The sequence below is a fragment of the Enterococcus sp. 5H genome (genome assembly GCF_028128615.1).
Classification (GTDB): Bacteria; Bacillota; Bacilli; order Lactobacillales; family Enterococcaceae; genus Enterococcus_L.
On the sequence record NZ_AMDP01000026.1, the window covers coordinates 1 to 19,310 of the forward strand.

Genomic DNA, 19,310 nt, shown 5'->3' on the forward strand with positions numbered 1-19,310 from the left:
GAATTATTAGCAAGTGCTATCGCAACTAAAATTGCTCATGAAGTCGATCCTGAAAACCAAGTCGGCTGTATGTTAGCAGCAGGGACCAACTATGCCTATACATGTAAACCAGAAGATGTCTGGGCTGCACGCAAAGCGGATCGGGAAAACTTCTTCTTTATCGATGTGCAATCACGTGGCGAATATCCAGCCTATGCCTTAAAAGAATTGGAAAGAGAAGGCATCGAATTGCCAATTGAAGATGGTGATTTAGACTTATTAAAAGAACACACAGTTGATTTTATTTCGTTCTCTTACTATTCTTCACGCGTCCAATCAACAGATCCAGCAATTAATGAACAAACAGCGGGAAATATTTTTGCCTCAGTGAAAAACCCTTATTTAGAAGCAAGTGAATGGGGCTGGCAAATTGATCCGCTAGGGCTGCGTGTGACTATGAATGATTTATACGACCGTTACCAAAAACCGTTATTCATCGTAGAAAATGGTTTAGGAGCGGTAGACACGCCAGATGAAAACGGCAATGTGATTGATGATTACCGTATTGAGTATTTAGCCGCACATATCCAAGCGATGAAAGACGCGGTAGAGCAAGATGGTGTTGATCTATTAGGTTACACAACGTGGGGCTGTATTGATTTAGTTTCAGCTGGAACAGGCGAAATGAAAAAACGGTACGGTTTTATCTATGTAGATCGGGACAATGAAGGAAATGGAACATTAACACGTTCGAAGAAAAAATCTTTTGATTGGTATAAAAAAGTCATTGCGACAAATGGGGAAGATTTAACAAATTAATTTATTGTATCGAAATGAAAGACAGTAAGTGGAATTGACACTTGCTGTCTTCTTTTGCTTTAAAAATCAACAATTGTAGATGTAACCTGTTACGCAAAATGAAACAAAATACAGGCTGCTTTGTTCCTTATCAATTGTTTAGAAAGCGCTTTTAATCACTTGGGTTTAGCAGTATGCTTAATACGTCAAAGGGAATACTCGAGGATCCGACAATAACAAACAAAGATTGGTGGAAAGAAAAATGAATAAAAGAGATTTTGTAGATACAAATGATTTTACTAAAGCAGAGATCAATTATTTAATTCAATTAGCTTTAAAATTAAAAGAATCTATTAAAAATGGGTATTATCCGCCTTTATTAAAAGAAAAAACATTAGGGATGATATTTGAGCAATCTTCGACACGGACTAGAGTTTCGTTTGAAACAGCTATGACTCAGCTTGGCGGACATGCTCAATATCTAGCACCAGGACAAATTCAATTGGGAGGACATGAATCATTGGGAGACACAGCACAAGTGTTGTCTCGTTTAGTTGATATTTTAATGGCACGTGTTGAACGGCATCAAACTATTGTAGATTTAGCAAAAGATGCAACTATTCCAGTCATTAATGGGATGAGTGATTATAATCATCCAACGCAAGAACTGGGCGATATTATAACTATGACAGAACATTTACCTGCTGGGAAAAAATTAAGTGATTGTAAAATTGTTTTTGTTGGAGATGCAACGCAAGTTTGTGTTTCTACCATGTTTATAGCAACAAAAATGGGCATGGACTTTGTTCAGTTTGGACCAAAAGGCTTCCAAATCAAAGAAGAAACTTTAGCAATTGGACGTAAAAATGCTGAACTTTCTGGCGGTAGTGTGCTAATTACAGAAGATGCTGATGAAGCAATGAAAGATGCAGATTTTATCTATACCGATGTTTGGTACGGTTTATATGAAGCTGAATTATCTGAAGAAGAACGGATGGCTACTTTCTATCCAAAATATCAAGTGAATAAAGAGTTAATAGCTAAAGCAGCGCCACATGTAAAATTCTTGCATTGCTTGCCTGCGACTAGAGGCGAAGAAGTTACAGATGAAGTGTTAGATGCACCATATTCTGTTGTATTGGATGAAGCTGAAAATCGTTTAACAGCAATGCGTGCGTTACTTGTTTATTTCTTAAATCCGTATTTGAACTATGCGAGTGAAGCGGTTGGCTTACAGTATGATGCTGAATTTGAATTAATGTTAAGAAATGTGGTTATTGACGCTAAGTGAATCTAATTAGAGGAGGAGAAGAGGCTGACTATCAATTGTTATCACTTCTCCTTACTCTTTAATCGAAAGGTGCGTACAAAACATGAAAGAAAAAAAGAAATTTCGGTTGTTTGACGCAGTTCTAATGGCTGTTGTAGTCATTTTAGTTGTTGAATCTGCTGCACCAGCGGCAGCGATAGGTTCATCACAATTTTTTTGGTGGGGAATTCTTTTGATTCTATTTTTTCTACCTTATGGGCTGATTTCAGCTGAGTTAGGAACAACATATACAGGAGACGGTGGGATTTATGATTGGGTAAAAATGGCATTTGGTCGTCGGTGGGGTGCGCGAGTAGCTTGGTTTTATTGGATTAATTTTCCAATTTGGATGGCTAGTCTAGCTGTCTTATTCACAGAAGTTATGACACAAATTTTTAATCTTGAATTAGGAACACCGATTTTGATTGTTCTTCAGCTTATTTTTATTTGGGTCGTTACATTGATTAGTTGCTATCCAGTAAGTGATAGTAAATGGATTCTAAATATTGCAGCCTTTGCGAAAGTAGCAATTATGGTGTGTTTAGGCGTATTAGGAATTTATCATGCAGTGACAAAAGGAATGGCCAATGATTTCTCTGGAAAAGCTTTGTTACCAAGTTTTGATTTGAATAGTTTAAGCTTTATCTCCGTCATTTTGTTCAACTTTTTAGGGTTTGAAGTGGTTACGACGTTAGCAGGTGATATGGAAAATCCGAAAAAACAAATTCCTCAAGCGATTATTTATGGCGGGATTTTGATTGCATTCTTTTATCTATTTGCAGCTTTCGGTATGGGAGCAGCTGTGCCAGCAGACCAACTTTCAACATCTGGTGGATTGATAGACAGCTTTATCTTATTAGTTGGTGGAATTAACCCATTTGTGATTATTATTGGTTTGTTGTTTATGTATACTTTAGCGGCAAATTTAATTTCATGGGCACTGGGTGTGAATTATGTAGCTTTTTACGCAGCCAAAAATCATGATTTACCAAAAATCTTTGCGAAAGAAAATCCGAAAAATGAAATGCCAGTCGGCGCTTCGATGGTAAATGGAATTGTCGCATCTGTTTTGGTAGTAGCAGCACCATTTATTCCAAATGAGAATATTTTCTGGGCATTTTTTGCACTGAATGTTGTCGCATTGCTACTTTCTTACATTATGATGTTTCCAGCATTTTTAAAATTACGTAAAATTGATCCTGATAAAGAACGACCGTTTAAAGTTCCAGGTGGAGCAGGATTGTTAAAAGTATTTACGTATGTCCCTTTTATCCTATTGATAGTTACATTATTCTTCTCAATTGTTCCATTGTCAGGCTCTGAACTTAATGAAAAAATTCCGATCTTAATTGGAACCGTTGCAGCAGCAATCATTGGAGAGTTTTGTATTCGATTAGGCGACAAAGAATATAAGAAAAAACAGCAAATAGAAAAAAATAATATTAAAGGAGTTTCTGAAAATGAACACAATTGATAGTTCACCAAAAAAAGATGGCTTTCGGATGCCAGGAGAATTTGAACCTCATCAAGGTGTCTATATTTTATGGCCGGAACGGCCAGATAATTGGCGCAATGGCGGTAAGCCTGCTCAGAAAACGTTTGTAGATGTAGCCGTTGCAATCAGTGAATTTGAACCAGTCACAGTTGGAGTTTCTGCGGAACAGTATGATAATGCCAGACATATGCTGCCAGAAGTCATTCGGGTTATCGAAATCGCCAATGATGATGCATGGGTTCGTGATTGTGGCCCGACTTTTGTTAAAAATGACGATGGTGAGATTCGCGGTGTCGATTGGACGTTTAATTCATGGGGCGGTTTGATTGATGGCTTGTATTTTCCTTGGGATAAAGATGATCAAGTCGCACAAAAAATCTGTGAAGTAGAGTGGAAAGATCGCTATCGCTTAAATGATTTTGTTTTAGAAGGCGGCTCAATTCACGTCGATGGTGAAGGCACTTTAATCACAACGGAAGAATGTTTATTGTCAGAAGGCAGAAATGCCCAGTTATCCAAAGAACAAATCGAACAAGTATTAAAAGAATATCTGTCACTTGAAAAAATTATTTGGCTAAAACGTGGCATTTATTTGGATGAAACCAATGGTCATGTAGATAATATCATTAATATCGTAAAACCAGGTGAAGTCGTTTTAGCTTGGACAGACGATGAAACAGATCCTCAATACGAAATTTCCAGAGAATGTTTAGCTATTTTGGAAAACGAACCAGACGCAAAAGGTCGTAAATTGATTGTTCACAAATTACATGTACCGAAACCAGTATTGATTACAGAAGCAGAAAGTCAAGGTGTAGATGCTGTTGACGGTACATTACCAAGAGAGAAAGGCGACCGATTGGCTGCTAGCTATGCGAATTACTATACGGCAAATGGGGGCGTTATTGTGCCAACTTTTGATGATCCTAATGATAAAAAAGCATTAGATCTTTTACAAGAATTGTATCCTGATCGGAAAGTTGTTGGAGTACCAGCACGAGAAATTTTACTAGGTGGCGGTAATATTCATTGTATTACCCAACAAGTGCCAAAATGAGGAGACAACTATGAAAATGAAAAAACGAATCGTTGTAGCTCTTGGCGGTAATGCAATTTTAACAACAGATGCAAGTGCTGAAGCTCAGCAACAAGCGCTAAGAAATACAGCTTATTATCTTGCTGATTTTATTGAGGCGGGTCATGAATTGATTATTACACATGGCAATGGACCACAAGTCGGAAATTTATTATTGCAGCAGCAATTAGGTGCAACAGAGAAAAATCCAGCGATGCCGTTAGATACAGCCGTTGCAATGACACAAGGAAGTATCGGATATTGGCTGGATAATGCGCTAGTAAATGAGTTGAGACAACGAGGCATTCAAAAATCTACGGTGACTCTACTAACTCAAGTTGTTGTTAGCGAAAAAGATCCGGCATTTCAAGAACCTAGTAAACCAGTAGGACCATTTTTAACTGAAGATGAGATGAAAGAAGAACAACAAAAAACTTCAGCCATCTACAAAGAAGATGCTGGACGAGGTTATCGAAAAGTAGTTCCTTCACCGATGCCGATGGATATTGTAGAGCATCCAGTGATTAAGCAGTTAGTGGAAAATGATATTATCACTATTGCAGGCGGTGGTGGTGGTATTCCGGTCGTCAATAAAGATGGCAAATATCAAGGTGTTGAAGCTGTAATTGATAAAGATTTTGCTTCAGAAAAAATTGCTGCTTTAGTTCAGGCTGATTTACTTGTGATCTTAACTGGAGTGGATCATGTTAGTATTAATTTTAACCAGCCAAATCAGACAGAGCTAAAAAAAGTAAGCATCACTGATATGGAAAATTATATTAAAGAAGCTCAATTTGCACCGGGTAGTATGTTACCAAAAGTTGAGGCAGCAATAACCTTTATTAAGGAAAATCCAGCAGGAAAAGCAGTGATTACCTCCCTAGAAAATATTCAAAATTTACTAAATGAAGAAACGGGAACAATTATCACCGCTTAGTTTAAAAAGAGTAGGAGCAAAGACTAGTTTCTACTCTTTTTTTCTGATATATTAAAAACAGAAACGCTTACATAAAAAGAATAGTGAATTAAGGAGCGTATCCCTTATGAAAATAAAAAATAGTAATCCAAAAAAAGATAATTTTCGAGTGCCGGGTGAATTTGAGTTTCATAAAGAAGCCTATATGATCTGGCCTGAACGGGCTGACAATTGGCGCAATGGTGGAAAACCAGCTCAGCACGCTTACGCTGAAGTTGCTAAAGCAATTGCTCAATTTGAACCAGTTACAATGTTAGTTTCTGCTAAACAGTATAAAAATGCACGACAATTTTTACCAGAATCGATTCGGGTAATGGAAATGAGCAACAATGATGCTTGGATTAAAGATTATGGTCCAGTTTACACAATCAATGAAGCTGGAGAAGTTAGAGGTGTTGACTGGCGTTTTAATGCGTGGGGGGGCTTATTGGATGGGTTGTATTTTCCTTGGGATCAAGATGATTTAATTGCTGAAAAATTATGTGAATTTAACCGAATCGATTATTACTCATTAGAATCGTTTATTTTAGAAGGTTGTTCCATACATTTGGACGGCGATGGCACACTTTATACCACGGAAGAAGTTTTACTTTCAGAAGGGAGAAACGGACAATATTCAAAATCTGAAATTGAAGCGGTATTGAAAGCATACTGTAATGTAGAAAAAATAATTTGGCTTAAGCAAGGATTCTTTTTAGATGAAACGAATGGTGATATTGATAATATGTTAAATGTTGTGAGACCGGGGGAACTTGTTTTAACTTGGACAGATGATCCAGAAGATCCGCAGTACGAAATTTCAAGAGCAGCATACGAACAATTAAAAAACGAAACAGATGCAAAGGGCCGGAAACTAATAATACATAAAATGCTGATGCCGGAACCAATGTATATTACAACAGAAGAAAGCCAAGGGGTTGATCCTGTAAATGGTATGTTGCCGCGTTTTCCCGGTGACCGTTTAACTGCTACTTATGTAAGTTATTATTCGGCTAACGGCGGCATTGTTTTTCCATTATTTAATGATAAAAATGATTTAGCAGCAGAAAGTTTGTTAAAAAAAATCTATCCTGAGCGTAAAATTGTTGGTGTGAACGCCCGTGAAATTTTGCTTGGCGGTGGAAATATTCATTGTATCGCGCAAAGTATCCCAGAAAAAGCATAGGAGGGGAAGAGAATGGACTTTTTTGAAGTAGTGAACCCTCGTGTTTCAGAGTTAACTAAAAATGAGCATTTATTATTTGATTATGTTGTGAAAAATTTAAATGAAATAAAAAATAAAAGTATTCGAGAAGTGGCAGATGATTGTTTTGTATCAACAACGACGTTCCTTCGTTTTGTTAGAAAAATTGGTTTTTCTGGTTATAGTGAATTTACAACTGTGATCAAATATACCTTGTTAAACCAAAAAACAGAAGAGAAAGTTAGTCCTTTTGTGGTCTCTCAAAGAGAGTATCGGGAAGAATATTTAAAAAATATCAATGAATCTGTTCGAGTAATCGATAAAAGCAGCTTAACTGCTGTAGCAGATTATTTAAAACAAAAACCAGTAATTTATCTATTCGCTAAAGGAATGAATAAACAGTTAATGCAATATGTAAAATACTTGTTTGCGGCTGCTGGTTTTTTAGTCGTTTTTCCAGAAGACCAATCCATGAGAACCATTGTTCAACAGCAAATTCATTCTGAAGATATTGTTTTTATTCTAACGTATCAGGGAAAAGATCAAGAATGGATTCAGTTATTACAGCAATTGAAAAATACTGTTCATCCACTGCTGGTGTCGATTACAGGAGCAGATAATAATGTCGTCCAAAATATGAGTGATATAAATTTTTATGTTTTTACTGATGAACTATTTTTAAATAAAATGGAAATTACGTCACATATTTCAATGTTGGCGATTTTAGAATTAATTTTGTACCAGTTTTTAGATAGCGCTGGTGAAGGAGAGTATCACTTGGTCTTTAAGTAGCCAAAAAATAGTACATTTATTTGTGAAAATTTTCTCAATGCTAAAAAAGCATGAAGACAGCCTAATCCGTTGTCCTCACGCTTTTTATTTGACAAATTATTTTATCGTTTTCCATAAACATGTTGTTTTTTCGGCATATGTTTCAATACTGAATAGGTAGCAAATGTAATTGCAGACAAAGTGGCTCCTGTAACAAATAGTTTTTTCATAGTACTTCATCCCTTCAATTTTTTTATATTCAAGTGCCAAAATCGCACGTACGTGGACGGTAGGATTCGAACCTACACCTCACTTGGTCGAGAATAAACATCCGTTAGTCCTCAAAGAGTTTTAACACCACGTTCATCCACAAAAGTTTTTGTTTGTTTACTATGATTAAACTATAACCTTAATAGTTTAAACCAAACATAAAAATCTTTGAAAAAAGTGTGAATTCGTTTGAAGTTGCTATGAAGATTATTAAGAGAGTATTTCAAGCTAAAGAAGTCAAAATCTGAGCGATTGCAACTAAAAAGTCAGTTTGACTATGGTATAATATAAAAATTAATGAACCGATTATTTTTTGAAAAGAAAGTGGGAGAACAGTGTTTAAAACGAAAGAAGAGAAAATAGCCGCATATGAGTTAATGATTCAACAACAAGCAGCAATTATTGAAATTGAACATGATCAGATTGCTAATTTAGCGAATTCATCAGCATTAATGGCAGATACCTTACCGAATACTGTTTTCGCTGGATATTATTTATTTGATGGCGACGAACTTATTTTAGGACCGTTCCAAGGGAAAGTATCTTGCACACGAATCAAGATGGGAAAAGGTGTTTGTGGCGAGTCAGCTGAAAAACAAGAAACATTGATTGTTGAAGATGTTAAGACGCACAAAAATTATATTTCTTGTGACTCTGCTGCGCAATCCGAAATCGTTGTACCGATGGTTAAAGCTGGAAAATTATTGGGTGTTTTAGATTTGGATAGTTCTGTTACACACGGATATGATGAAATAGATCAAAAATACTTAGAACAATATGTGTCAGTTTTACTAAAAAATACTGATTTTATTTAATAAGCGAGCGTTCCTTTCGCGTAAACTATTTTTCCGTGAGATAATTAACAAAAATAGAGCGAGAGGATGACTACTATGTTAGAAGTTTATTTAAATTTTAAAGATCAAGCGGCAGAGGCAATTGCTTTTTATGAAACAGTTTTTGATGTGAAGAATGATGGGATTATGACGTTTAAAGATGCGCCCCAAGACCCGGATCATCCGACGCCGGATGCTTGGAAAGATTTAGTAATTAATGCATCAATGACAATTGAAGGAGTTCCTGTTATGTTCTCCGATGTACCTGATGGCATGGGCTTAACATATATTGAAGGAAATAATGTATCCTTAGTTATTAATACGACTGATGAAGCGAAAATTGATCGAATTTTTGCCAGACTAGCTGAAGGTGGAACAATTTCAATGCCGTTAGGTGAAACATTTTGGGCAAAGAAATATGGTATGGTCGTTGATAAATTTGGAATAAATTGGATGCTTAATTATGCAGATGAGTAATAAAAGTTAAGGTTTGTTGGGAAAATTCTCAACAAACTTTTTTGTTATTATGAAGAATGGAAACGATTGAAAAGGGTTGCTTGGCTCTTTAAAATCTATACTGATTATGTTATACTATTATATGCATAGAATATGCTTTTAATCCTAACGGGGGCGTTACGGATTCGACAGGCATAGTTGAGCTTGAATTGCGCTTCGTAGGTTACGTCTACGTAAAAACGTTACAGTTAAATATAACTGCTAAAAACGAAAACAATACTTTCGCTTTAGCTGCGTAAAACCAGCGGGTGAAGATCCTCCCGGCATCGCCCATGTGCTCGGGTAAGGGTCTCAAATTAAGTGGGATACGCTAAATTTTTCCGTCTGTAAAATTTAGAAGAGATCATCAGACTAGCAAAAGTTTGGGCCTGTTATGCGGCATGAACTTAAGCGAACCTTTAAAATAGTATGACTATGAGTGTAGAAGTTTAAGTGACAATATGTTTGGACGCGGGTTCGACTCCCGCCGCTTCCATTTGAAAAAAATGAGAAGTAACATGGAAACTAAAAAAACAGCTATAAACGCTTTTAACTAAACGTTTATAGCTGTTTTTCTGTTTTCAGTTTGTGTTTAAGGTCTATATCCAAAAGTAGCTACAACAACCAACATTTTTTCATTTAATTACTTAATTCCGGTTGCTTTTGAAAAGCAAACAATCACTACAAATAGTGTCAATAGAACAGTTATAATATCTACAACTGTTTTAATTGCAGAATTATTGGATGTCAGAATAGAGTATATATACCAGAGAGACAAGATTAAAAGTGCTATAGACAAAATTAGATAGAGTGGGGATTTGATTTTCATATAAATCACCTTTCATCTTTATATAAATAGCATAATTGTTTTAGTGACAAAATTTGCTGCCCAAGTTGGCATACCCACAGTTTTACATGCATTATAAATCGCGTTTTCCAAAGACCCAGTATAGTGTTCAATCAAATTTAGGAAACCATTGATACCCACGTAACCGCTAATGGTGTTTTTTACACCTGCTGGTAACTTATTCCAAACTTTTCTGATGGCTTTAACCGCCCAAGTTAGCTTCCCGCGCTGCATGTCAATTTGTTCTACACCATTTATAAAGGTTTTACCATTTTCCAAGTAAATACCAGATGGTTCATAGTTGTTGAATGCTTCAATTTCATTTGCATTTAATCCATTTGATTTTAATACAGATTCGTCAATCTGAAAATCCGGATCAAACTCTTCTTCGTGACGTTCAGCAGTATCAACAGCCCCAGCAAACGCAATAGCAGTAGGAGAAACGGCAGAACCAACCAAACCTAAAGCACAAATTAACACAAGCCCTTTTTTTAAATTCATAACGTTAACCTTCTTTCATTTTTTCTTTCTCATCGCGATAAGTCGTGTATATTTTACTATATGTAACTTAAAATGTAAAGGCTTTCTAAAAAAAAGAACGTTACTATATAACAGGATAAACAATAACGTTGTTGTTTTCCGCTTCAATGTTGTGCTCTAAATAAATAATAAACCTAACATTATAAGGTAGAGCTTTTACTTTTTTCTGGAAATTGTTCATTTTTGCTGGACAACCTTATAAATGCGTCCTTTGAACGATTAAATTCCTACCTAGCTGATCCACTATTAATAACGAATCATACTGTGTTACCATTATTTAATCCATATAAAAGCCTCCTTACAATAATATACGCAAGGAGGGGAAAAAATTATTATAACCCAACAAAATCAGTTGGATCTTTAGACAACTTGTAATTGTAAACTAATCTATAGTTAATGGATTGAGGAGAAAGGTTCGTTACTCTAGCAACAAGATAGTTACTTCCATAATCAATGGCACCCGCAGTGGAAGCAAAATAGTACTCGCTAGAAGACCCTACAATTACATCTTCGGCGATAATGCATTGTCCATTCGGAGAAAATTGTTCTACTAAGAAGTTTTCTTTTCTAGGATAAGGTACGTCCACATTGAATCTGTAATTTACATGATATCCTGAAACAACTGGTAATTTAGGTATTAAAAAGTCAAAAGTCTCAAAAGGTAGTATATATTTTTCCACACTAGCGCTAGAAAAATATGGTTGGAAAGACACTGGTTGCTCATTGGGCGTAACCTCATCAGCATAACCAATAGTACCTGAAAATAAAAGAACACTAAACAGTAAAGCAGAAAGTACAGCAAATTTCTTTTTCATAAAAAAGCCTCCTTTTAATATAAAGTAATATGTTTCAATTAATTATAAAATTTATTTATCTAATTGTAAAAAATAAAGAACTAAAATATTGTTTTATTTATCTGATAAATTTGATGAATTACTAAAATGAGTTAGATTTGTACGGCGTTTCTCCTGTCTATTTTTCGTTTTAAAGTAGTCTTAGCAGCAACTCAACAACGACAGAAACATTCATGACTACACTCTATTAACAATTCTGAAACAATTCATAAACATTTTACACACATTTTTTGCTTAAAATAAAGAAAAACTAATTCAAGTGCGAACTTTGCGAAAGGGGTACGAGATGCCAACGAAAAAAACGTTGCCCAAGTCTATTCAAAAAATTAAAGATGTCAATAGTAATCTTTCCCAGCAATTTAATAAAAAACATAGTCGCTCATTGATTTTTGCCGGAGCATCAGGAACTGCCAATATTCTTGTGGGTAGCGGCAAATTAGTATTAGGACTGTTATCATTGTCACTCATAACTTGTGTCAGCGCCTTTTATATTTTCGGCATGGTATCTGGTAAATATATGATTTTGAAAGGAAGTTTAAAACCAGTTGAAGAGCAGCATCAATACTATCGAATCGCAGGTGTCATTCTAATTGTAACGAGTTTACTTTATAGTGGCTACTCGTTACGTTTACTGTTTAATCCTGTAACAGTCGTTTATGATATGAATGTAGCATTAATTATTGCCTTAGTTACATTCATTGAAATAGGAATAGGGATTAGAGGAGTAATCGTAGAATTAAAGAATCATAGTTTACTCATCCATGGACTTAAGATGATAAACTTAGCTTCAGCTTTTGTTTCGCTAGTTCTGACACAGACCGCTATTTTATCTTTCAGTGATAGTCAAACGGATCTCCATCCAACTGCCAATGGATTATTTGGCGTTTTGATGGGTTTTTGCGCGGCATTTCTTGGTTGTTTAATGCTGATACGTATTCAGAGAATAGATCAAGGAAAACAATATCGTCATCTCTCGCGAAAAGTAAATAAAATAATAAAAAAAGAAAAATTACTGTGTCAGATTTCAGCATTAAAATATGTAGAAGATGCTAAAGGAAAACCTCAGCTTCAAGTGAAACTTTTAAATAAAACGTCTAAAGAAGAGTTTCAGATATTGCATGAAAAGGTTAAAATAGAATTAGAAATGGAATTGATACCAATTACCCATAAAGGAGAGTACCAAGATGATTAATATATTAGTTGTAGAAGATGATATCAAATTAAATCAGATTGTTTGTACTTATTTAAATGATAATGGTTATGTTGCTAAAGGGTGTTTAAATCCAGTTGAAGCGTATGATTTATTGTACAATAGTCTCTATGACTTAATTATTTCTGATATTATGATGCCGGAAGTGGATGGTTTTGAGTTTGCCCAGACTATTCGTAGTTTGAATCCAACAATCCCGATTCTTTTTATGTCTGCTAAAGATGATATCATGTCTAAACAAAAAGGCTTCAAATTAGGCATTGATGATTACATGGTCAAACCAATCAATATGGATGAGTTAATTATGCGGGTTAGTGCTCTTTTACGTCGAGCAAATATTGCTGAAGAGCGAAAATTGGCCGTTGGGAATTTAGTAATGGATGCAGATGCTGTTTATACTCAGATCAATGGTGAAGAAATCGCAATGACCTTGCGTGAATTTAACATCCTTTATAAATTGCTTTCTTATCCCAAAAAAACATTTTCAAGAGCCCAGTTGATGGATGAGTTTTGGGGGATGGATAGCTCAACTAGTTTACGTGCAGTAGATGTTTACATAACCAAATTAAGAGATAAGTTATCAGAGGGAGAAGGTTTTGAAATTGTTACGGTGAGAGGTCTTGGGTATAAGGCGGTGTTTTCTTAATGGATGAGAACGTCAGCGTTGATCCTCGAGTTAAGTCAAAAGGATCGCCATTTTTTAACTTTATACTAATTTTTATCGGTCTGGGTGCTCTGACAACTGGTCAAATGTTTATTTTGCAAAACTATTTAGATCATGAGAGTTTGCCAAAAGGATATATAATTGGTATTTTGCTCTATTGGTTTTTCATAGCTATTATTTTGACCCTGTTTATTCAAGGACGCTTTAAACGCAATTATCAACAACCGATGAAAGATTTAGCACAGAGCGCGCGTAAAGTAGGAGAAGGTGATTTTTCCGTTTATATTTCACCAAGGCATTTGCCTGAAAAATGGGATTATATTGATGTTATTTTTGCCGATTTTAATGTGATGGTTGAGGAACTTGGTAGTATCGAAACTTTAAAAACAGATTTTTTTTCGAATGTTTCTCATGAAATTAAAACACCGTTGTCGGTTATTCAAAATTATGCAGAAGCATTAAAGGTAGAAAACATCACTCCAGAACAAAAAGAGAATTATATTGAAACAATTATTGCTTCTTCTGCTAAACTAACTAATTTAATTACAAATATTTTAAAATTGAATAAGCTTGAAAATCAAAAATTACAACCTATTTCTGAACCTTATGATCTATGTCGTCAACTAACAGAGTGCGCATTGAGTTATGAAGAGTTGTGGACAGCTAAATCACTTGATTTTGTTGTTGAAATTGAAGATTATGCGACTATTGAAGCGGATGCTAGTTTATTAGAAATTGTTTGGAACAATTTGATTTCTAATGCGATTAAATTTTCTGCACCAGAAGGAACTATTACGATGAAGCAAACTTCAACGGCAAATCAATTAATTGTTTCAATTACTGATAGCGGTCTGGGCATGAATGAAGAGACACTGAAGCGTATGTTTGATAAATTTTATCAAGGCGATACTTCTCGCTCGACTGAGGGGAACGGGTTAGGATTAGCTCTTGTTTTACGTGTTTTACAATTGATGGATGGCACTATTTCTGCTACTAGTACAATTGGTCAAGGAACTACTATTACAGTTAAAATTCCTGTTCGCTATAAAATAAATCATTAAATGATAGGTGCTGCTATAAGAAAAGTTGGAAGGAGATATTATGAGTCAGATTGTTAAAGAAGGAAAAGATTTTATTGGCTATGAATATAAGGAAATTGTGACAACAAGGCAAAGCGCTTCATTATATATTGACGGTTATAGTAATTTTGGTTGGGTACCAGACGATAATTTTCAACCTACAGTGACTAAAGGGAGCATGACGATTAAGTTAAAACGAGATCGGAAAATCTTAAATAAAGCGGAATTAACCCGGCTGCAACGGCATTTTGAATCATGTGTCAATGAACTGGATAAGATTCAAAAATCTGCAACTTTTTCTGCAACTATTTGGTCGATCTTGATCGGAATAGTGGGAATTGCATTTATAGCTGGATCGACGTTTGCAGTAACAGCAGATTCCCCAATGATTCTTTTATGTATTATACTAGCGATTCCTGGGTTTACCTGTTGTGCAATAGCACCAATTGTCTATAAAAAACTTGTCCAAAAAAAAAGTGTTCAAACAGAAAGAATGATGGAGCAAAAATACGATGAAATAGACGAAATATGTGAAAAAGGAAATAATTTATTGTTCTAATTTGAACAATCGCGAAGGTTGTTTAAACGGATACAAAGTGATTTAAGAGATAGTGCTAAAACTCCAAGAGTTTAGTGCTATTTTTTTTGAATTAACATAATCGAAACACTTCTTAAGCAAAGCATAAACATATGTCTATTAATATAAGGACATAAGTTAACTAACAAAAAAAGAAATGGAAGTGTTTAAAATGAATTATTTAACTACCACTGATGAACAAGAAAAAATTAAAAACATTCGCAGCCAATACCTAACGAAAGGTGAAGACAAAGTACTGCAGCTCAAAAAGTTGGATCGCAAAGTTAAACTGCCGGCAAAAGTAACGGCCGGTATTGTTGGAGTAGGCGGTACACTTTTAATGGGAGCAGGGATGTCAACAATCATGGTTTGGGACAATATGTTTACAGGATTAGCCATGGCAATACCGGGTATGTTAGTAGCTATACTTTCTAGACCGCTGTATTCAATGATGCTGAAGCGCAGAAAACAAAGATACACAGAAGAAATCATGATGCTGACAGATGAGTTACTAGATCAGAATTAACATAACATAAACAAAATTAAATCAATTCATAAACAAAAAGAATTTATACTTGGGTTATCCAATAGAAAGATACTTAAATAAAAAGGAGAGAATAATGATGAGTGACAATCAAGAACAGTTTGTAGGTTATGAATATGCCGAAGTTACAGTTAAGCGACAAAGGGAATCCATTTACACTGATAATTATCGTAATTTTGGTTGGGAATTGGAAAGAAGTTCTACACCGTCGAAAGGATCAACATTCGTTACGTTAAAATTCAAACGAAATCGCAAATTACGAAATAAGGCAGAACTATCTCGATTGCAATACCAATTTGACCATATTATGGATTCTGTGAAAATGCTAGAACGGTCCAAAATTTTAAAAGCTGCAACATGGGCTTATATCATTGGTGTACTAGGCACAGCTTTTATGGCTGGTTCAGTTTTCGCTGTTACTTCTGGTCAGATTACGTTATGTGTAGTTCTTGCCATTCCTGGTTTAATTGGTTGGATTGCACCTTATTGGGTATATCGTTCAATCAATCACCGCAAAATTGATGAGCTTAATCCAGTTATTGATGAAAAATATGATGAACTTTATGAATTATGTGATCAAGCCAATAATTTATTACAGGGGTAACCAACATATACTATCTAATTTTAGGTATATAAATAGAATTATTACAATAGATTCAAGCTGAAGAAGGAGGGGGAAATATGAACAGTACGGTCGTTACAATTATTGTATTAGTAGCCATTGTGGCACTTGTAGCATTTGTTGCTAAAAAAATTAAAAAATAAAAATTTTTCCGAATATATTTACTAGCGATAGCACCAACTCCTACTTTTGTAGTAGAGATAGATAATGTACAGTATTAGTCTATATTTACTGCATTTGTAGGATTAATTAGAATGAATAAATAAGATTAAAAATAAAATAAGAGAGTAGGAGAGCAGATGACTAGTACTGTGGGAATTGCTATGGTTTTGGGAATTACAGTTGTCGCAATCACTGAATTTACAGTGAATAAAATAAAAGAAATCTATAAATAGCCGTATAACTATGGCAAATTGGTTTAGAGAGAAGGGAGGAAAATAGAATGAAAAAAATAGGACTGTCAATTGTATGTTTAAGTACGATTATTGTGAGTAGTGTGTTAATCAAAAAAGCATACGAAGCAAAGAACTAACCCATTAATTAAAGCAATTTCTATAAGGATTAGCCATGAAAGAATCAGAAAAAAAGATGGTCAGAGAAAGTAGGAAAGTATATGAAAAAGACACTCTATTTGGTAACAGGAGCAGCTGGATTTTTAGGAAATAATGTCGTTCATCAATTAGTAAAAAGTGGACAACAAGTGAAAGCATTAGTTTTAAAAAATGATCCAGCCGCTAAATACATACCAGCCGAAGCTGAGATCTTTTTTGGTGATATAACAGATTTAAATAGTATGAACAAATATTTTGCGGAATCTGAAGATACCGAGTTAATTGTTATTCATTGTGCCAGTTTGGTCACCACTTCCCCAGAAAAAAATAAGATAGTCTATGATGTAAATGTAAATGGAACAAAAAACGTCGTAGATTTATGTATTCAAAAGAAAGTGAAAAAATTAGTCTATGTGAGTTCTACAGGAGCGATTTTAGAAGCCCCACATGGTGAAAAAATCGTGGAGCCACTGACATTTTTCCCAAATCAAGTAATAGGCTACTATGGTGAAACCAAAGCAATAGCTACTCAGTATGTTTTTGATAGTGTTAAAAAATCTGATTTGGATGCAACAGTTATTTATCCTTCAGGAATTGCTGGTCCCAATGACAGTGCCTTTGGACCTTTCTCAAGCTTTATTATTCGCTACTGCAAAGGCGAAATGCCTGTTGGTGTCGCGGGAACATTTAATTCTGTTGACGTCCGTGATTTAGCAACAGCTACTATTGAAGCAGCTTCTAGAGGTAGAAAAGGCGAAGGCTACATCATTAGTAATGAGCTAGTTGACATGAGACAGATGTTTGATTTAATTAGTGAAAAAAGTGGTGTAAATAAAGTGAAAATAATCCTTACACCCGAAGAAATGTTGGAAATCTCATCAGTAAATCTAGCAAAAGAACAAGTTGAAACAGATAAAGAAGTATTAAAATTTGAACTTTATAATTTAACACGCAACAATTTATTTTCACATGAAAAAGCAAGTAAGGAATTAGACTTTGCTTCAAGACCATTTGAAGAAACAATTCAAGATACCGTGGATTGGTTGAAAGAAGAAAATAGAATATAGGTAAAAAATCAGGCTAAGACTCTATGTTTATAAATTTATTTATTTATGATTACGCATGAAATGAAAAAAATCATAGTAATAATTAATTTTATATAAAGTGTTATTTAATTTTATGAAAAGTATTCTAATTTATCATAATAAGGTATATAATAAGGAGTATTTTTTTAGAAAGAAGGATGGAAAATGAAAAGAAAAGCACTCTCTATGTTACTTTTGAGCTGCACAGCATTATTTGTTGTTGCGTGTTCTCCAAGTACTACTACAACTAATTCGTCAGAAAAAGAAGGGACAACCGCAGAGTCATCAAAACAAGCGGAGAAATCAGATCACATTGATTATGACGATCAAGAAGATTGGGAATTTGCTTCTGGAAAAATGCAATCGCCAATTGACATTCCAACGGATAAGGCTGAAAAAATGACGCCAGATGCTGGAACAATTACATTAGATTATGGTAAAGATATCACGAATGCTGAAAATAATGGGCATAGTATCCAGATTACAGATGGTGGAACAGCTACTATTAACGGAAGAAATTTTGAGTTAAGTCAATTCCATTTCCATGCGGAAAGTGAGCATACAGTAGATGGTGAACATTATCCAATGGAAGCTCATTTTGTTAATACTTCCCAAGATGGTCGAATCGCAGTGATCGGAGTCTTCTTTAAAGAGGGAGCAGAAAACAAAGGATTCCAAGAAGTTTTAGATGATGTGAATAACGAGAAAACAGATCCTATTACGGATTTAAATGATATGATTCCAGTTAATAAAAGCTACTATCATTATTTAGGTTCGTTAACAACACCGCCATTAAATGAAAATGTTGAATGGTACGTTATGAAAGAGCCTGTTGAAGTATCATCAGAGCAAATTGAAGCTTTTAAAAAATTATACTCACATAATAATCGAGATATTCAACCATTAAATGATAGAGCGATTATTGAGCATAACGAATAGTAGATAAGTAGTTATTATCAAGAATGACTAGTTAGAGTTGCGAAATAGCTATAAAGAATAGAACATGAAAATGTTTTATTCCTTATAGCTATTTATTTTACTTGATAACTATTGTATCAAGAGTGGGTTTAATGTGTGGAGTATCAAAAAACGATCCATAATAGTACTGCCAGAACGTAAATTCACGTAAGATTTATTAGCATCAATTTTTTGAACAGATAGAGTCATTGTAATCGCTGAAGCTTCACCATTCATAGTTTCCAAAATATACGTACTGCTATTTCTAGAAGAAAAATATAAGCTTCCTTTAAATTCAAGCTTTTCTCCACTAACAGTAAAACTGAATGTAACTTGCTGTTGATCTGTTGTTAAAGTAATATCTTCTGCTTCACCAGAATACGTTTTTAACGTATCATCGAAATAGCAAGAAACCGTTGCAAAATCAAGATTTTGACTGTAAGTAGCCGTACCAACATTATTCCTTTTTGCTTGTGCTTCCTCTGGATGAGTACCTAGTAAAACTAATGCACCCATAGCAATTGAAGCTGAAATTAAACCAATTTTTTTTCTCAAATTAAAGACCTCCTTTAAGTCTTTAATTATTGTACCATTCT

At 34.7% G+C, this 19,310-nt stretch carries 20 protein-coding genes and 1 other RNA gene; 18 read left to right on the top strand and 3 right to left on the bottom strand.

From position 1 onward, the window contains the following. The 10 genes from C240_RS10900 to ssrA form a co-directional block, all read left to right on the top strand. Positions 1 to 798 (top strand): family 1 glycosylhydrolase (locus tag C240_RS10900; RefSeq protein WP_271494550.1); only part of this gene is annotated, 798 nt, incomplete at its 5' end. 241 nt (positions 799 to 1,039) lie between these two features. After that, the gene (ptcA, locus tag C240_RS10905; protein ID WP_271495499.1) at positions 1,040 to 2,068 is read left to right on the top strand and encodes a putrescine carbamoyltransferase; all 1,029 of its coding nucleotides are present in this window, start codon (positions 1,040 to 1,042) and stop codon (positions 2,066 to 2,068) included. Between the two features lie 82 nt (positions 2,069 to 2,150). Continuing rightward, the gene (locus tag C240_RS10910; protein ID WP_271495502.1) at positions 2,151 to 3,560 is read left to right on the top strand and encodes an APC family permease; all 1,410 of its coding nucleotides are present in this window, start codon (positions 2,151 to 2,153) and stop codon (positions 3,558 to 3,560) included. Beyond that, a complete protein-coding gene (gene aguA / locus C240_RS10915) occupies positions 3,547 to 4,638 on the top strand; it encodes an agmatine deiminase (protein WP_271495505.1) in 1,092 nt (363 codons plus the stop codon). Before C240_RS10910 ends, aguA (C240_RS10915) begins: the two co-directional genes overlap by 14 nt. Positions 4,639 to 4,654: 16 nt before the next feature. Continuing rightward, a complete protein-coding gene (gene arcC, locus C240_RS10920; protein WP_271495690.1) occupies positions 4,655 to 5,593 on the top strand; it encodes a carbamate kinase in 939 nt (312 codons plus the stop codon). A 106-nt stretch (positions 5,594 to 5,699) separates the two neighbouring features. Beyond that, positions 5,700 to 6,797 carry an agmatine deiminase gene (gene aguA, locus C240_RS10925; protein WP_271495508.1) on the top strand — a complete coding sequence of 366 codons (1,098 nt, stop codon included), beginning with the start codon at positions 5,700 to 5,702 and terminating at the stop codon, positions 6,795 to 6,797. Positions 6,798 to 6,809: 12 nt separating this feature from the next. Next, positions 6,810 to 7,607 carry a MurR/RpiR family transcriptional regulator gene (locus tag C240_RS10930; protein WP_271495511.1) on the top strand — a complete coding sequence of 266 codons (798 nt, stop codon included), beginning with the start codon at positions 6,810 to 6,812 and terminating at the stop codon, positions 7,605 to 7,607. A gap of 626 nt (positions 7,608 to 8,233) precedes the next feature. Then, positions 8,234 to 8,671: a GAF domain-containing protein gene (locus tag C240_RS10935; RefSeq protein WP_271495692.1), complete on the top strand. Its 438-nt coding sequence runs from the start codon at positions 8,234 to 8,236 to the stop codon at positions 8,669 to 8,671. 75 nt (positions 8,672 to 8,746) lie between these two features. After that, positions 8,747 to 9,166, top strand: coding sequence for a VOC family protein (locus tag C240_RS10940; RefSeq protein ID WP_442896592.1), 420 nt, complete (start codon positions 8,747 to 8,749; stop codon positions 9,164 to 9,166). Positions 9,167 to 9,315: 149 nt separating this feature from the next. Continuing rightward, positions 9,316 to 9,683, top strand: a transfer-messenger RNA (tmRNA) gene (gene ssrA / locus C240_RS10945). 348 nt (positions 9,684 to 10,031) lie between these two features. Here ssrA and C240_RS10950 read toward each other — a convergent pair. Continuing rightward, positions 10,032 to 10,532: a hypothetical protein gene (locus tag C240_RS10950; RefSeq protein WP_271495516.1), complete on the bottom strand. Its 501-nt coding sequence runs from the start codon at positions 10,530 to 10,532 to the stop codon at positions 10,032 to 10,034. A gap of 371 nt (positions 10,533 to 10,903) precedes the next feature. Continuing rightward, positions 10,904 to 11,386, bottom strand: coding sequence for a hypothetical protein (locus tag C240_RS10955; protein ID WP_271495519.1), 483 nt, complete (start codon positions 11,384 to 11,386; stop codon positions 10,904 to 10,906). Positions 11,387 to 11,711: 325 nt separating this feature from the next. Between C240_RS10955 and C240_RS10960 the strand changes: the two genes are divergently transcribed. The 8 genes from C240_RS10960 (at position 11,712) to C240_RS10995 (ending at position 18,696) form a co-directional block, all read left to right on the top strand. Then, positions 11,712 to 12,617: a hypothetical protein gene (locus C240_RS10960; protein WP_271495522.1), complete on the top strand. Its 906-nt coding sequence runs from the start codon at positions 11,712 to 11,714 to the stop codon at positions 12,615 to 12,617. Further along, positions 12,610 to 13,281, top strand: coding sequence for a response regulator transcription factor (locus tag C240_RS10965; RefSeq protein WP_271495525.1), 672 nt, complete (start codon positions 12,610 to 12,612; stop codon positions 13,279 to 13,281). Before C240_RS10960 ends, C240_RS10965 begins: the two co-directional genes overlap by 8 nt. Next, positions 13,281 to 14,360, top strand: a complete 1,080-nt coding sequence (locus C240_RS10970; protein WP_271495528.1) for a HAMP domain-containing sensor histidine kinase — start codon at positions 13,281 to 13,283, stop codon at positions 14,358 to 14,360. Before C240_RS10965 ends, C240_RS10970 begins: the two co-directional genes overlap by 1 nt. A gap of 40 nt (positions 14,361 to 14,400) precedes the next feature. After that, on the top strand, positions 14,401 to 14,937 hold the full coding sequence (locus C240_RS10975; RefSeq protein ID WP_271495532.1) for a hypothetical protein: 537 nt from the start codon (positions 14,401 to 14,403) through the stop codon (positions 14,935 to 14,937). A 190-nt stretch (positions 14,938 to 15,127) separates the two neighbouring features. Further along, positions 15,128 to 15,481, top strand: coding sequence for a hypothetical protein (locus C240_RS10980; protein WP_271495535.1), 354 nt, complete (start codon positions 15,128 to 15,130; stop codon positions 15,479 to 15,481). Between the two features lie 97 nt (positions 15,482 to 15,578). Then, complete coding sequence (locus C240_RS10985; RefSeq protein ID WP_271495538.1) at positions 15,579 to 16,103, top strand: hypothetical protein; 525 nt, start codon at positions 15,579 to 15,581, stop codon at positions 16,101 to 16,103. Between the two features lie 631 nt (positions 16,104 to 16,734). Further along, on the top strand, positions 16,735 to 17,739 hold the full coding sequence (locus C240_RS10990; RefSeq protein WP_271495541.1) for an NAD-dependent epimerase/dehydratase family protein: 1,005 nt from the start codon (positions 16,735 to 16,737) through the stop codon (positions 17,737 to 17,739). A 183-nt stretch (positions 17,740 to 17,922) separates the two neighbouring features. Next, on the top strand, positions 17,923 to 18,696 hold the full coding sequence (locus C240_RS10995; RefSeq protein WP_271495544.1) for a carbonic anhydrase: 774 nt from the start codon (positions 17,923 to 17,925) through the stop codon (positions 18,694 to 18,696). A gap of 108 nt (positions 18,697 to 18,804) precedes the next feature. On the opposite strand, the gene C240_RS11000 is transcribed toward C240_RS10995, so the two are convergent. Further along, complete coding sequence (locus C240_RS11000; RefSeq protein WP_271495548.1) at positions 18,805 to 19,269, bottom strand: hypothetical protein; 465 nt, start codon at positions 19,267 to 19,269, stop codon at positions 18,805 to 18,807. Positions 19,270 to 19,310 lie beyond the last annotated feature (41 nt).

Bases quoted from the DNA above. Each gene is read 5' to 3' on its own strand.
- C240_RS10910 (WP_271495502.1), top strand. From the start codon at position 2,151: ATGAAAGAAAAAAAGAAATTTCGGTTGTTTGACGCAGTTCTAATGGCT.
- aguA (WP_271495508.1), top strand. From the start codon at position 5,700: ATGAAAATAAAAAATAGTAATCCAAAAAAAGATAATTTTCGAGTGCCG.
- C240_RS10985 (WP_271495538.1), top strand. From the start codon at position 15,579: ATGAGTGACAATCAAGAACAGTTTGTAGGTTATGAATATGCCGAAGTT.
- arcC (WP_271495690.1), top strand. From the start codon at position 4,655: ATGAAAAAACGAATCGTTGTAGCTCTTGGCGGTAATGCAATTTTAACA.
- C240_RS10995 (WP_271495544.1), top strand. From the start codon at position 17,923: ATGAAAAGAAAAGCACTCTCTATGTTACTTTTGAGCTGCACAGCATTA.
- aguA (WP_271495505.1), top strand. From the start codon at position 3,547: ATGAACACAATTGATAGTTCACCAAAAAAAGATGGCTTTCGGATGCCA.
- C240_RS10970 (WP_271495528.1), top strand. From the start codon at position 13,281: ATGGATGAGAACGTCAGCGTTGATCCTCGAGTTAAGTCAAAAGGATCG.
- C240_RS10960 (WP_271495522.1), top strand. From the start codon at position 11,712: ATGCCAACGAAAAAAACGTTGCCCAAGTCTATTCAAAAAATTAAAGAT.
- C240_RS10990 (WP_271495541.1), top strand. From the start codon at position 16,735: ATGAAAAAGACACTCTATTTGGTAACAGGAGCAGCTGGATTTTTAGGA.
- C240_RS10975 (WP_271495532.1), top strand. From the start codon at position 14,401: ATGAGTCAGATTGTTAAAGAAGGAAAAGATTTTATTGGCTATGAATAT.
- C240_RS10980 (WP_271495535.1), top strand. From the start codon at position 15,128: ATGAATTATTTAACTACCACTGATGAACAAGAAAAAATTAAAAACATT.
- C240_RS10935 (WP_271495692.1), top strand. From the start codon at position 8,234: ATGATTCAACAACAAGCAGCAATTATTGAAATTGAACATGATCAGATT.
- C240_RS10930 (WP_271495511.1), top strand. From the start codon at position 6,810: ATGGACTTTTTTGAAGTAGTGAACCCTCGTGTTTCAGAGTTAACTAAA.
- C240_RS10965 (WP_271495525.1), top strand. From the start codon at position 12,610: ATGATTAATATATTAGTTGTAGAAGATGATATCAAATTAAATCAGATT.
- C240_RS10950 (WP_271495516.1), bottom strand. From the start codon at position 10,532: ATGAATTTAAAAAAAGGGCTTGTGTTAATTTGTGCTTTAGGTTTGGTT.
- ptcA (WP_271495499.1), top strand. From the start codon at position 1,040: ATGAATAAAAGAGATTTTGTAGATACAAATGATTTTACTAAAGCAGAG.
- C240_RS10955 (WP_271495519.1), bottom strand. From the start codon at position 11,386: ATGAAAAAGAAATTTGCTGTACTTTCTGCTTTACTGTTTAGTGTTCTT.
- C240_RS10940 (WP_442896592.1), top strand. From the start codon at position 8,747: ATGTTAGAAGTTTATTTAAATTTTAAAGATCAAGCGGCAGAGGCAATT.